This is a genomic window from Streptomyces sp. NPDC110618, from assembly GCF_055657065.1.
In genome coordinates this window covers 62,794-75,790 of the sequence record NZ_JBVKBN010000021.1, presented here as the reverse complement: position 1 = coordinate 75,790, position 12,997 = coordinate 62,794, and the positions used below count along the sequence as shown (strand labels likewise).

Genomic DNA, 12,997 nt, shown 5'->3' with positions numbered 1-12,997 from the left:
GACACCCGCGGCCCCATGCCGGCGACAGGCCGTGCCGCCCGCGGGCCACCCGTTGGACGATCGAGAAGAGGCCGCCCCCCATGCACCACCGTGCGCTGTGTCCGGTCGAGAAGCTCTACGTCGGTCAGCGAAGCAGAGCCGTACTGTCCTGCACCCTGAACGGACGCGTCGACACCGAAGCGCTGACCGCCGCGTACGACGCCGTGACACAGGCGAACCCGACCCTGCGCTCCCACATCGTGGCGGACGACGCGGGCCACGCCCTGGCCCTACTCGACGAGGCCGACCGCCCCCGCCTGGAGACCCGCACCGGGGAGCTGACCGAGGCGTACGCGACGGAACTGAACAGACCCCTCACGGTGGGCGGCCCCCTGTCGCGCGCCGTCCTGGTCAGCGCACCGAACGGCACGGACCACCTGTTCGTCCTGGTGGTGGACCACACGGTGACCGACGGCCACAGCGGAATCACCCTGCTCAACACGCTGTGGGACCACTACCGTTCCCTGGTAGCCGACGACGAGTCACCATCCGCTCAACCAGACGCACCGGCCTGGCCGGCGCCCGTAAGCACCCTGCTCCCCCCGGCCGACGAGGCGGACACCGCCGCCTACCTCGACCAGCGCATCACGGACACGAAACAGCACCCGGTCGAGCTGATGCCCTACGACGTGACACCGCCCGCCGGCCCGGGGGAGGGTCGCATCGAAGTGCGCCGCCTGACCCTGGACACGGAGCAGACGACAGCCCTGCGCACGACCGCCCGACAGGCCGGCGTCTCCGTGCACGCGCTGATAGCGGCAATCCTCCTGAAGACGGCCCGAGCCCGCCTGGAGGGCGATTCCCCCCGCACCCTGGGCTGCATGTCCCCCGTGGACCTGCGCTCCCGGCTGACACCACCACTGCCGCCGTCGGTGATGGTCCCCGCGGTGACGACACACCTGCAGACGCTGGAAGTAGGCACAGATTCCGCCCCCTTGGACCTGGCACGCAAGGTCCACACAACCCTGAGCGACGCGCTGTCCTCCGGCGCTCACTTCCACGAGATGCGCATCACGCCGGAGATCCCCCGCAACCCCGCCCTCCAGCTGGCCACGGTGATCGTCACCAACATGGGCGTCGTCCCGGGCCCTCGCCTGCCCGAGGTCCTGCGGGCGGTCGACGTCCGTCTGGTGCCCGCCCGCGAGCACTACTTCCCGCAGGCCGGCCGCAGCCCCGTCATGGCGTGCGTGGTCTCCTTCGAAGGCCGCCTGTCCATCGAATTCCCGCACCACACGGCCTGCTTCAGCCCGTCCTTCATGCGGGCCTTCCGCGACGAGGCCCTCGCCGGCCTCCTCGCCCTCGCCTCCGCGGACTGAACGCCACCCGCACTCCCGCACCACCCCGGTTGCCGTAAGGAGTCCTCCCGCGCCATGTCCCATGCAAGCGAACTCCTCTCCCCCCAGACGCTGTTACCCCGCGCCCAGTCGGGCGACGAACATGCGATGAACCACCTGCTGAACCACATCACGCCGTATGTCACCCGAATCTGCCGCTCCATCACCCGCCACGACACGGCCGACGCCACGCAGGAAGCACTGCTGGCCATCTACCGCGGCTTGGGCCAACTCCGCGAGCCGGTCGCCTTCTACGGCTGGGTACGCGCGGTGACGGTCCGCGAGGCCGTACGCACCGCCAAGAAGCGCTGCGGCGAGGAACACACCTGCGGCCAGATCGAGTCACACCAGCACACGAACCCCCTGGACGCGGTACACATCTCCGACGTCCTCGACCGCCTCTCCCAACCCCACCGCCAAGTCCTCACCCTCCGCGCCTACGGCCTGAACGAGGAAGAAATGGCCGAGGTCCTCGCCCTCCCCGTAGGCACAGTACGCTCCCGCCTCTTCCGAGCCCGCCGCCGCTTCCAGGAGGCCTGGCAGCCATCGGCGGCGTGAGCTCCGCACAGGGAACGCTTCTATTGGCGTCCTGACAGCGGAAAGCCAACCGGCCGCAAACGAGCGCGTGATGACCCCGAACCGTTGGAAGGGTGAGATCACCGGTGAGTGCATCCGTGACGTTCCGCATGCACGATGGGCAGGGCGGACTGGTGGGTCTCTCTGACGTGCTCGCTCTGGTCCCGCACAACGACTGGCTGTGGAGCATTCTGGATTTCGATGGGATCGGGCGCGTTCCGGGCGGACTTGACCACCACGAATTCGTCGAACCCAGCTCCGGACTTGCGGCAGCGCTCCGAGCGCGCCATGACCGCGAGCTGGGGAAGGTATAGCGCCGCCCTGGCCGGGCCGGCGAGCACAGCAGCGGCGGGGCTCCCGGGCGCGCCCCCGGTAGCCCCGCCGTATGTCTGCCCGCTCAGGCCGCCAGCGCGGACACCTTCCCCCGCACCGCCCTGGGCTCCAGCACCCGCTCGGCCAAATAGCCGAACAGCAGCCCGAAAGCAGCCCACAGCACAGCCTGCGTGCCGATCGAGGCGATCCGGAACTCCCAAAGGTCGTTGGCCGGGAAGCCCTTGGGCGTGTTGTCGCCGCTCGGCAGGACAGCCATCGTCACCGCCATGACCGCCACGAAGGCGCCCCCGGCGGCGATGGAGGCGTTCCAGTTGCCCCAGGCAGGGGCGAGCCTGCGCCCCAGCAGAACCGCGGCGATGCCCAGCAGCACACTGAGGACGATCATGCCGACGAACAGGATGGTGCGTTCCCCGATGGTGTCGGGGTTGCCGACGGCGGGCGGGTTCGCCGGGTACTTGAGGGTCGGGATCAGGTACAGGAGCAGGAACCCGGCGAGCGCGGTGAGCGCACCCGTGGCCCGTGCCCCGATGCGACCTACACGGCCCAGCGCGAAGCAGAACGCCAGTGCCGCGATGCCGCCGACGGCCACGCCGAAGACGAGCATGCCCGTGGCGAGACCGGCGGTCGACTGCACGGTACGGCTGACGAGTTCCTCGCCGCCGTGTTCATGGGAGTTGGACTCCTCGAACGCGATGGCCGCGTCGACGGGACCTTCTCCGACCAGGTAGGCGAAGACGAAGGCGAGCACGCCGGCGCCGAGGCCGGCGAGCATGCCGCGCACCAGAAGGGTGCGTACGGTGACGGAGTTCATTTTGGGGAGGCTCCGTCAGTGGCAGGGGAAGCCGAGGAGGTGCCGGGCGTCGTGCACCCACTCGTGCACGCCCTCACCGGAGACCAGGGCGGTCGCGCCCTGCTCGGCGCCGACGAAGTAGAGCAGGACCAGCATCAGGACGCCGAAGAAGACGGCCCAGGGGGCGATCGCCCGCAGCGGCAGCGGCGTGAGGGTCTGGGTGGTGGGGGTGGGGGCGGCAGTGGACTGCGCCATGGCGAGACCTCCTCGGGAACTACGCGTCCCGCATCGTGTGGAGCACTCGACGACAGCGTTGGGTCTGACTCACCATCCCCGCCTGGCGGGCGGGTGTGGCACACAGTGGCGCGACCGTGCCGGGCTTTCACCGGACTTCCGTGGCGCTGTCGTCCTTGTCGCCCCAGATGGTAGAGGCAAGAAGGACTTCGGCCAACATGGCGTACGCCACCTACGACGAACCGACCCCGCGGAAAGGCCCACCATGACGATCCGGCTCACACTGCTCTGTGCCGCGCTCCCCACGGCGCGCGACGCAAGGTTCGGCGGAGACACGCCGCTGGACGAGAAAGCGCTGGAGCAGGCACGAAGAGTCGCCGGATCGCTGCCCGCAGCCGCCGACGCCGTACTCGCGGCGCCTTCCCAACGGTGCCGCCAGACCGCGCAGATTGTCGGCCGGGAGGGAGCCGTCACCGTCGAACCGGCCCTGAAAGGTATGGACATGGGCAACTGGCACGGCCTGACCCCGGACGAAGTCGCTGCCAACGACGCCGCCGGGCTGGCCAGTTGGATGTCGGACCCCGAAGCCGCCCCGCACGGCGGCGAGTCGGTGGCTCAACTGTGCCGCCGGATCGCCGCCTGGCTGGACAGCCTGCCCGACGACACGGGCCGGGCCCTGGCCGTCGTCGAACAGGACGTGGCACGTGCGGCACTGCTCCACGCGATCGGTGCCCCTGCCCAGTCGTTCTGGCGCATCGACATCCCGCCGCTGTCCTTCTTCCAGCTCACGAGCAGATCCGGCCGATGGAACCTGCGGATCGCTGCCGCCGGGGGCGGTCGGGCGCGCAGCTAGGGGCGTGTATCGAGTCGTGTTCAATCTGCCAAGGAGGGAATCGGGTCAACGGTCGACCAACTGCTGGCGCGGCGCCTCACCCGCGGGTTCCACCTCGGTGCCGACCGGCCCGCCCGGCAGCATCCGCTCCAACCACCCCGGCAGCCACCAGTTCGCCCGCCCGAGCAGCGTCATCGTCGCCGGTACCAGCACCATGCGTACGACCGTGGCGTCGATGAAGATCGCCGTGGCCAGACCGAGCCCGAACATCTTGGTGGAGGGATCGTCGGCGACGGCGAAGGACAGGAAGACCGCCACCATGATCAGAGCGGCCGAGGTGATGATCCGGGCCGTGCGCGAGATGCCCTCGACAATCGCCGCGCCGTTGTCGCCGGTGCGCAGGTACTCCTCGCGTACGCGGGAGAGGAGGAACACCTCGTAGTCCATCGACAGGCCGAACAGGATGGCGAAGAGGAACATCGGGATGAACGACACGATCGGCACCGTCGCTTCCAGACCGATGAGCGCGCCTCCCCAGCCCCACTGGAAGACCGCGACCATGACGCCGTAGGCCGCGCCGATGCTCAGCAGGTTCAGCAGCACCGCCTTGAGCGCTACGACGACCGAACGGAAGACCAGCATCAGCAGCAGGAACGACATCGCCAGCACGGCGGTGACGAACAACGGCAGGCGTTCGCTGGTGCGTTGGCCCACATCGGACAGGCTCGCGGCGGCACCGCCGACGTGGGCCCTGGCCTGGCCGTCCCCGACCGCCTTGGGCAGTACGTCGGAGCGCAGCCGGGCGATGGTGTCGGTCGTGGCCTTGTCCTGAGGGCTGGTGGTCGGGAACACCACTACTGTCGCGATACCGGTGGCCCGATCGACGTGCGTCGGCGCGACGGACGCGATGCCCGGGTCCGCCTCGACCGCCCCGACGAGCCGGTCCAGCACTCCCGGATCACCGGCGGGGTCAGCGGCGATGACCAGGGGACCGTTGGTGCCCGGTCCGAACCCCTCGGCGACGAGGTCGTACGCGCGGCGCTCGGTACGGCTCTGGGGCTGTGAGCCGTCGTCGGGCAGGCCGACGCGCAGGCCGAGCACGGGCAGCGCAGCGGTCAGCAGCAGTGCCGCCGCGCCGACCGCGTACGGCACCGGGTGCCGGTTGACGTGCCCGATCCAGCGACGCCAACCGCCGGCGGGGGCAACATCCGCTGCCGTGTCCCGCCGTCGCCCGACCCGCCCCAGCCGCAGCCCACCCGCGCCAAGGAACGCCGGCAGCAACGTCACCGACGCGACCACCATGATCAGAACCACGATCGATACGGCCAGCCCGCCCACCGTCATGAACGGCACGTTCGCGACCGCCAGACCCAGGATCGATACGACGACGGTGCCGCCGGCGAAGACCACCGGCCGCCCCGCCGTGGCCACCGCCCGTCCGGCCGCCTCCTGCGGATCGAGCCCGCGCGCGAGGTACTCCCGGTGCCGGGCGAGCACGAACAGCGCGTAGTCGATGCCCACGCCGAGCCCCACCATGCTGCCCAGGACCGGTGCGAAAGTGGGCACGTCCGTGACGCCCGCCAGTACCGTCATCGTGGCGACCCCGACGGTCAGTCCGAAGACCGCCATGCCGATCGGCAGCGCGGCGGCGACGAGTGAACCGAACGCCAGGAACAGGATCGCGGCCGCCGCGAGCAGGCCGATCAACTCGCTCACGCCGCCGCTGGGGTCGGAGAAGGCGTAGAACAGATCCCCGCCCATTTCGATGCGCAGGGGCAGTTCGGCGCGCAGCCGGTCACCGAGAGCGACGAGGGCGTCGAGGTCCTCGGCCGACAGCCGGCTCTGGTCGGGGTACTGCACCCGCACGACCGCGATCCGCCCGTCGGCCGAGACGAGGCCGCCGCGCACGGCGGTGTCCCCGCCCGCGTCGAGCGCCCCGGCCGGGTCGCTCGTGCCGAGCACATGCGGCAGCCGCTCCACCTCGGTCTGCAGACGTGTGAGAGCGGTGCGCGCCCTGCCCTCGTCGAAGAACGACGCACCTCCGTCGAGGGGGATGACGACCACCTGGGCGGTCATCCCCTCCTGGCCGGTTCCGGCCCGCTCGATCAGTTCCGCGGCCCGTTGGGAGTCCAGTCCCGGAGCGGTCATCGAGTCCGTGGTCCGCCCGCCGAAGGCGATCGCGGCGAGGACGACGAGCGCGGCGGCGACCAGCCATGCCGCGATCACCCGCCAGGGATGGCGGGCTGCGCTTGCGCCCAGGCGCAACAGGGCTTTCGAGAGCATCGGGTCCTCCAACCACCTCGTCGGCCGTCCTTGTACGGCCGCCGATGCCGAGGCTCGTCGCCACGGCGCTCCGGGGCATCGGCCCGCGGGCCGCGGTTCCGTCGGCCCCGGGGCGGAGTGACGCCCCGTCCTTTCGGCCGATGCGCGGCACCGCGCGATGCCTAGGCTGAGAACCGTGCTGCGAGACGACCTGCGAACCCTGTGGACCGAACCCCGGCCGCCCGACCCGCCGGCCCGGGTGTGGCGGGACTGGGCGCTGCTCGCCGTGAGCCTTGCGGGTGTGGCACTGGAGGCCACCCTGCGCGACAACGTGGTGTGGCGGCCGGTGGCGGTGGTGTTCGCCGTATGGCTCTGCCTGCTGCTCCTGTGGCGCCGGACCCGCCCACTGGCCATGGTCAAGCTGGCGTTCGGCTCGGTGATCCTGCTCCAGCTGGCCTCGCTCGTCGCCGCACCGGACGAGCCCGTCGGCCTGGACACCAACGTGGTCGTGCTCGTGCTGGTGTACGCGCTGGCCCGCTGGGGGTCGGGACGGGAGATCGTGCTCGGCGGCGCGGTGATCCTCGCGGCCTGCACCCTGGCGACCCTCACGTACGAGGATCCGGTCGTCGAAGAGATCGGGGGGTTGGTCTTCCTGCTGCTGCCCGGCGTGGTCGGAGCCGCCGTACGGTTCCGGGTGACCGCTCGCGAGCGGCTGTTGGGCCAGGTGCGCTCCCGTGAGCGCGAGCAGCTCGCCCGGGAACTGCACGACACGGTGGCCCACCACGTGTCGGCCATGGTGATCCGCGCCCAGGCGGGCCGGGTGCTCGCCGGCACCGACCCGTCCGCCGCCGTCGAGGCGCTGGAGGAGGTCGAGGAGGAAGGGGCGCGCACCCTGGAGGAAATGCGCGCCATGGTCGCCACACTGCGCGACCGCGGAGTCGGCGCCGAGCTGGCGCCCCCTGCCGGAGTCGCGGATCTGGAGCGCCTGGTACGCACCCCGGGTGGCCGCCTCAGGGTCGACCTGGGGCTCGAAGGCGAACTGGACGCGCTGCCCCCGGCTGTGGACGCGGCCGTCTACCGGATCGTGCAGGAGTCGGTGACCAACGCGATGCGCCACGCGGTCGACGCGACCGAGCTCGTCGTCCGGGTCGTCGCGGAGCGGCACACAGTACGGGTGAGCGTGCGCGACAACGGCCGGCGCACCGGCCGGGGGCGCGACGGATACGGACTCACCGGACTGCGCGAGCGCGCGACCCTGCTCGGCGGCACACTACGAGCGGGCCCGGGTACCGACCGGGGGTGGCATGTCGAAGCCGAACTGCCGACAGCGAGGAGCGAGAGCGGTGTCCATTCGCGTCCTCGTCGCTGACGACCAGACGATCATCCGCACCGGGTTGCGGATCATGCTGAACGCCCAGCCCGGCATCGAGGTGGTCGGCGAGGCCGCCGACGGACGGGAAGCGGTACGCCTGGCCCGCGAACTACGCCCCGACGTCTGCCTGTTCGACATCCGCATGCCCGAACTCGACGGGCTCGAAGCCACTCGGCTGGTCGCAGGCCCCGGCGTCGCCGACCCACTCGCCGTGGTCGTCATCACCACGTTCGACCTCGACGAGTACGTCTACGGCGCACTGCGGGCCGGTGCCCGCGGTTTTCTCCTCAAGGACACGGGACCGGACCTCCTGGCGCAGGCCGTACGGTCGGCGTCCGACGGGGAGGCGCTCATCGCGCCCAGCGTCACCGTCCGTCTGCTCCAGGCCTTCGCGGACCTGCCCGCCGGCCGGCCCGTGGCCCAGCCGGTCTCTCCCGTCACCGCCCGCGAGGAGCAGGTGCTCCTCGCCGTCGCCCGCGGGCTGACCAACACCGAGATCGCCGACGCACTGCACATCAGCCTCAGCACGGTGAAGACCCATCTGGCGAGCCTGATGGCCAAACTCGGCGCCCGCAACCGGGTCGAGATCGCGATGTGGGCCTACGAGACACGCCGTATCCTCCCCGGAACCTGAGCCGGGTGCCGGGTGCCGGGTGCCGGGTGCCGGGTGCCGGGTGCCGGGCCACCCTCAGCGCGACGGCTCCCGAGGCGTCAGCGAGTCCAGGAGTTCCCGGCCCTGGCGCCACGAGCCCAGTCCACTCGCGGAGTTGATATGCCCGTACGAGCCCACCAACTGCCATCGCGCCTCCCACCGTGCCGCGAAGCCTTCGGCCGCCCCTGAACTGCAATACGGGTCGTCGGCGCTGCCCACCACCAGAGCCGGGCAGGGCAACGGTCGTGCCGTCACCTCCATGAACGTAGAGGCCGCCTGACGTGGGAAGGCCGGCCCGCGCGGATCGGGCGGCGCGACCAGGAACGCGCCGCCCACCTGGCGGGACGGCTCCCTGCCCAGCCAGACGGACGCGGCCCAGCACCCCAGACTGTGAGCCACCAGCACCACACGACCGTCCCGCCGAGAAGCCTCGTCGTACGCCCCCTGAACAGCGCCGACCCAGTCATCCAGATCGGGCGCCGACCACGAGACCGGAGCGATCCTCACCGCCGAGGCGCCCCACTCCCGCTCCCACAAGGTCTGCCAGTGCTCCTCGTCCGAGCCGTCGATCCCCGGGACGATGACGTACGCGACCACAGCCCACCACCATTTCACTCGCCGCCCCCTGCGATCCTGGGAGCACATGCCCCAGATTCTGTTGGATGCATCAGGGCAGCGGCGGCGATGCAAGTGATCTCAAAGGAAGTGGTGCGGACAACGATGGAATCACTCGACCGGACAGACCGAGAGATCCTTGCCCTGCTCCAGACCGACGGCCGACTGACCGGGGCGGAGATCGGGCGCCGCGTCGGACTCTCGCAGCCCGCGGCCGGCGCACGTATCCAACGGCTGGAGAAGAACGGCGTCATCACCGGCTACCGAGCCGTCGTCGCCCCCACCGCCCTCGGCCTGAACATCCACGCGGTCATCCGCCTGCGCACCACACACGCCCAGCTCCAACGCGCCCTGGATTTCGCCTCCCGAACCCCCGAGATCACCTCCACGCTCCGGGTCACCGGGGAGGACTGCCTCATCTTCGACGTCCACTGCCCGCAGGCGGAACAACTCGAAGAAGTGGTCGACGCACTCGCCCGCTACGGCCCCGTCACCACCTCCCTCGTGCTGCGCGCCTACCCCCCGAAGCCGCTGACCGACGCCACCACACCAACGCCGTGACACGGGGCGGCGCCGCGAGGACCACCGCCCCGCGCCACCGCCCCATGCCCCGTGCGCCGCGGACCCTACGTGAGGGTGATGGCGTACACCTGCACCCGGGAATCATTCGGCAGCCCGACCGACCGCACCGTCTTCGACGCGTCGAGCCCGGCCGAGGCCCCGAACAGCCGCACGGGCGGCCCGTCCACACCCTGCCCCCGCTTGATCCGGTGCGGCATCTCCAGCACCACCGTGCTGCCCTGGGGAGCCGACCCGGCCCAGTCGCCTACAGTCACCGGAACCTCGCTGGTGGTCCCGTCGGTGTAGCGGACGGTCAGGGTCGCGGCCACGGGCCCGTGGTGGGCCACGGCGACCAGACGAAGCGCCCGGTACTCACCGGCCGGAAGCAGCAGGGACTGACCCCGGGACTCGACGAAGTTCGGGGCCGTGCCCCGCGGGTCGGGGGCGTCGTAGGTGACGCCGTCCCACTTCACCGGCCCCGCCGCGGGCAGCAGATCGGCGTCGAAGCTCCACCCGGCCCCGTCGAAGTCGCCTTCGTCGGGAGCCGCGACGGTCGCGGTGCCGTCGTGGTTGAGCTCCTTGCCGAGGCCGACGGCACACTGCTTACCCGCACCCTCCGCGCACCGGGCCGCCGCGCGGACCTCGATGGTCGCGACGCGTTCCACGGGCTTCACGCCCTTGGCCCGCGCGGTGATCCGTACGGTGTACGAGCCCGGCTCGGTGCCGGCCGGGACGTTCACGTCCACCGCCACGGTCCGCTGCAGAGGAAGTCGGCCGGACCTGAGCGAGAACCCATCAGGGGTCTTGGCGCTCCAGCCACGGGGAGTCTTCGCGGTGATGTCCACCCGCAACGAGCCAGGTGCCTGCCCCAGGACGTCCATCCGCAGACGGACGCTCTGCGCGCTGTCCGCGACCGGCAGGACATCGGACGAGGTGCGCAGCGAGGCATCGAGGTGGCGGCGGGAATCGGCCGCCGCACGGTTCACGGACGGCGGCTCGGCGCCCTTGCCGGTGCCCCACGCCGACGGCTTGTCGGTCATCTCGAAGTTGAGGCGCCCGCCCTTGGCGACCGCGTCCCAGTCCAGCCACGTGGCCTTGAGGCTCTTCCCGCCGAACTCGGCCCGCCGCACATAGCGTTGCGTGTCGCTCGCTCCGGGCGCCTTGACGGTCAGCGTGCCGCCCTGCCGCTTGCCGTAGGCGCCGATACGGATGACCGCCGAGGGGAACTGCGGACTGGACACGGCGAGGAAGTCGCCGCCGTTCGTCGTCGGGTACAGGCCCAGGGAGGAAAAGACGTACCAGGCCGACATGGTGCCCAGGTCGTCGTTGCCCGTCATACCGTCGGGCCCGTCGGTGAACAGCGTCATCGCGGCCCGGACCACGGTGGCCGTCTTGGCGGGCGCCCCGGCCCACAGGTACATGTACGGGGCGTGCAGATCGGGCTCGTTGTTGGGGTTGTACGTCGCCTTGCCGTAGTAGTCGTACGGCGCCGAAATCCACTCCTCCCGCGCGGTCCTGGCAGGGTCGGCGAGGAGCTTGTCGTAGGCGAAGAAGTCGTCCAGCCGTTTCTCTGTCTGCCGCCTGCCGCCCATCAGATCGACCAGCCCCGCCGGGTCCTGGGGCACCAGCCACTGGTACTGGTACGCCCCGCCCTCATGGAACTGATGACGCGCCTCGACCGGGTCGTACGGCGTGAGCCAGGTGCCCTCGACCGTACGCGGCCGGAACTGCTTGATGCCGGAGTCCCACAGGTTGCGGTACCACTGCCCACGCGCCGCGAACAGCCGGGCGTCCGCGCTGTGCCCCAGCCCCTTGGCCATCAGGGCCAGCGAGGCGTCCGCCGCCGCGTACTCCAGGGTCGCCGAAGCGGGGTGCCGGCAGTCGTTGTCGCCGCCCTTGTCCGCGCAGTCCTCGCCCACGTCGAGCCCGCTGGGGAGGTAGCCGCGCTCGGCGTAAGCGGCCACTCCCGCACGGCCGTTGTACGGCGAATCGGCCGGCGGCGCGCTCAGCGCGTTCTTCCGCAGCAGCGCGTACGCCTCCTTCTCGTGCCCCGCGAGCAGCCCCTTGGACCACGCCTCGACCAGGAAGGGCGTGACCGGGTCACCGGTCATGATGTTGGTCTCGCTGTTGGCGAGCGACCAGCGCGGCAGCCAGCCGCCGTCCCGCCCGATCGCGACGACCGACAGAGCGACATCACGGGCGACTTGGGGCTCCAGCATCTGCAACAGCTGGTTCTGCGGCCGGTGGGTGTCCCACAGTGACAGGTTCTGATACGGCGTGAACCCGGACGCGAGATGAACCTTGCCGTCGAACCCCGCGTACCGGCCGTCCACGTCCCCGGCGAGGTTCGGGTGCAACTGGGCGTGGTAGAGCGCCGTGTAGAACGCCCGCCGCCGCTCCAGCGGCCCACCGTCGACCTTCACGGCGCCCAACTGCCGCTCCCACGTGGAGTGCAGGGCCGCGCGTGTGGCGTCGAAGTCGTAGGAGTCGCCGGTCTCGGCCTTCAGATTCTTCCGGGCACCCTCCACACCCGTGTAGGACAGCCCGACCTTCACGACGACATCGCGGTCTTCGGCGGCGTCGAAGGTCACCCAGGCACCATTGCCGCCCTCACCGGCCGCGTCGCGCTCGCCGGGGGAGGGGGTGCTCCCGCGCCAGGTGCCGTGCGAGGCGAACGGCCGGTCGAAGGTCGCCGTGAAGTAGACGGTGTGCCGGTCCTTGCCCGCACAGAAGTTGCCCGCCTCCACCCGTCCCTCGACGGTACGGTCACCGACGACATGGACCTCGGACTCGTACACCCTCTGGTTCGCCTGGCCCGTGTTGAACAGGACGTTGGCACGGCCGGCCGAGGGGAAGGTGTAGCGCTGCCACCCCGTGCGGGGCGTGGCGGTCAGCTCGGCGTCGATCCCGTACGTCTTCAACCCGACGCGGTAGTAGCCGGGTTCGGCGTCCTCGTCGTCGTGCGAGTACGTGGACCGGTAGTCGGCCGGGTCGACGCTGTCGACGGCTCCGGTCGTCGGCATGATCGGCAGCTCGCCCATGACGGAGCAGCCGACGCCGGACAGGTGGGTCTGGCTGAACCCGTGGATCTTGTCCTGCTGGTAGTCGTAGCCGCCCTGACCACCCGTGTCCGGACTGACCTGGACCATGCCGAAGGGGGCACTCGCACCGGGGAAGGTGTTGCCGAAGTTCTGCGTCCCGATGAACGGGTTGACCAGGGACGTCAGTTGACCCTCGGCCGCCGGGGCCTCCTGGGTGGCGGCCGATGCCGGGCTGATCGCACCGCCGGCGACGACGATTGCGGCGAGCACGGTCGATGCGCGGTTGCGTAGTCGGTGCAGGGCTCTGTGCATGGAAGCGGGCCTCCTGTTCCTCAACTGCCCGGCGCGGCGGCCCG

The 12,997-nt window shown here is 70.8% G+C and carries 11 protein-coding genes; 6 read left to right on the top strand and 5 right to left on the bottom strand.

What is annotated here, in order from left to right; genetic code table 11:
* Window positions 1-80 precede the first annotated feature (80 nt).
* Together ACZ7L7_RS29700 and ACZ7L7_RS29695 are read left to right on the top strand one after the other, a co-directional pair.
* A complete protein-coding gene (locus ACZ7L7_RS29700) occupies window positions 81-1,355 on the top strand; it encodes a phthiocerol/phthiodiolone dimycocerosyl transferase family protein (protein WP_453599746.1) in 1,275 nt (424 codons plus the stop codon).
* A 54-nt stretch (window positions 1,356-1,409) separates the two neighbouring features.
* Window positions 1,410-1,931, top strand: coding sequence for an RNA polymerase sigma factor (locus ACZ7L7_RS29695; RefSeq protein WP_285514590.1), 522 nt, complete (start codon window positions 1,410-1,412; stop codon window positions 1,929-1,931).
* Window positions 1,932-2,346: 415 nt separating this feature from the next.
* Here ACZ7L7_RS29695 and ACZ7L7_RS29690 read toward each other — a convergent pair whose 3' ends face one another.
* Together ACZ7L7_RS29690 and ACZ7L7_RS29685 are read right to left on the bottom strand one after the other, a co-directional pair.
* On the bottom strand, window positions 2,347-3,093 hold the full coding sequence (locus tag ACZ7L7_RS29690) for a CbtA family protein (RefSeq protein WP_285514591.1): 747 nt from the start codon (window positions 3,091-3,093) through the stop codon (window positions 2,347-2,349).
* Between the two features lie 15 nt (window positions 3,094-3,108).
* On the bottom strand, window positions 3,109-3,327 hold the full coding sequence (locus tag ACZ7L7_RS29685; RefSeq protein ID WP_285514592.1) for a CbtB domain-containing protein: 219 nt from the start codon (window positions 3,325-3,327) through the stop codon (window positions 3,109-3,111).
* A 244-nt stretch (window positions 3,328-3,571) separates the two neighbouring features.
* Here ACZ7L7_RS29685 and ACZ7L7_RS29680 point away from each other — a divergent pair, with 244 nt between their 5' ends.
* On the top strand, window positions 3,572-4,159 hold the full coding sequence (locus ACZ7L7_RS29680; RefSeq protein WP_285514593.1) for a histidine phosphatase family protein: 588 nt from the start codon (window positions 3,572-3,574) through the stop codon (window positions 4,157-4,159).
* Window positions 4,160-4,204: 45 nt separating this feature from the next.
* Here the strand turns inward: ACZ7L7_RS29680 and ACZ7L7_RS29675 are convergent, their stop codons facing one another.
* Window positions 4,205-6,421 (bottom strand): MMPL family transporter, encoded by a 2,217-nt coding sequence (locus tag ACZ7L7_RS29675; protein ID WP_472077645.1) that lies wholly within the window; start codon window positions 6,419-6,421, stop codon window positions 4,205-4,207.
* A 175-nt stretch (window positions 6,422-6,596) separates the two neighbouring features.
* On the opposite strand from ACZ7L7_RS29675, the gene ACZ7L7_RS29670 reads away from it, so the two are divergent.
* Both ACZ7L7_RS29670 and ACZ7L7_RS29665 read left to right on the top strand, forming a co-directional pair.
* Window positions 6,597-7,769, top strand: coding sequence for a sensor histidine kinase (locus tag ACZ7L7_RS29670; RefSeq protein WP_285514595.1), 1,173 nt, complete (start codon window positions 6,597-6,599; stop codon window positions 7,767-7,769).
* Entirely contained in the window at window positions 7,744-8,406 is a 663-nt protein-coding gene (locus tag ACZ7L7_RS29665; protein ID WP_285514596.1) for a response regulator, read from the top strand. Before ACZ7L7_RS29670 ends, ACZ7L7_RS29665 begins: the two co-directional genes overlap by 26 nt.
* Window positions 8,407-8,460: 54 nt before the next feature.
* Here the strand turns inward: ACZ7L7_RS29665 and ACZ7L7_RS29660 are convergent, their stop codons facing one another.
* Entirely contained in the window at window positions 8,461-9,021 is a 561-nt protein-coding gene (locus tag ACZ7L7_RS29660; protein WP_453599736.1) for an RBBP9/YdeN family alpha/beta hydrolase, read from the bottom strand.
* 123 nt (window positions 9,022-9,144) lie between these two features.
* On the opposite strand from ACZ7L7_RS29660, the gene ACZ7L7_RS29655 reads away from it, so the two are divergent.
* Window positions 9,145-9,600, top strand: coding sequence for an Lrp/AsnC family transcriptional regulator (locus ACZ7L7_RS29655; RefSeq protein WP_285514598.1), 456 nt, complete (start codon window positions 9,145-9,147; stop codon window positions 9,598-9,600).
* Window positions 9,601-9,665: 65 nt separating this feature from the next.
* On the opposite strand, the gene ACZ7L7_RS29650 is transcribed toward ACZ7L7_RS29655, so the two are convergent.
* Complete coding sequence (locus ACZ7L7_RS29650; RefSeq protein WP_472077644.1) at window positions 9,666-12,953, bottom strand: GH92 family glycosyl hydrolase; 3,288 nt, start codon at window positions 12,951-12,953, stop codon at window positions 9,666-9,668.
* Window positions 12,954-12,997: the final 44 nt, after the last annotated feature.

Coding starts and splice junctions, on each gene's coding strand:
- ACZ7L7_RS29680 (WP_285514593.1), top strand. CDS start 3,572: ATGACGATCCGGCTCACACTGCTCTGTGCCGCGCTCCCCACGGCGCGC.
- ACZ7L7_RS29695 (WP_285514590.1), top strand. CDS start 1,410: ATGTCCCATGCAAGCGAACTCCTCTCCCCCCAGACGCTGTTACCCCGC.
- ACZ7L7_RS29675 (WP_472077645.1), bottom strand. CDS start 6,421: ATGCTCTCGAAAGCCCTGTTGCGCCTGGGCGCAAGCGCAGCCCGCCAT.
- ACZ7L7_RS29650 (WP_472077644.1), bottom strand. CDS start 12,953: ATGCACAGAGCCCTGCACCGACTACGCAACCGCGCATCGACCGTGCTC.
- ACZ7L7_RS29690 (WP_285514591.1), bottom strand. CDS start 3,093: ATGAACTCCGTCACCGTACGCACCCTTCTGGTGCGCGGCATGCTCGCC.
- ACZ7L7_RS29655 (WP_285514598.1), top strand. CDS start 9,145: ATGGAATCACTCGACCGGACAGACCGAGAGATCCTTGCCCTGCTCCAG.
- ACZ7L7_RS29700 (WP_453599746.1), top strand. CDS start 81: ATGCACCACCGTGCGCTGTGTCCGGTCGAGAAGCTCTACGTCGGTCAG.
- ACZ7L7_RS29685 (WP_285514592.1), bottom strand. CDS start 3,327: ATGGCGCAGTCCACTGCCGCCCCCACCCCCACCACCCAGACCCTCACG.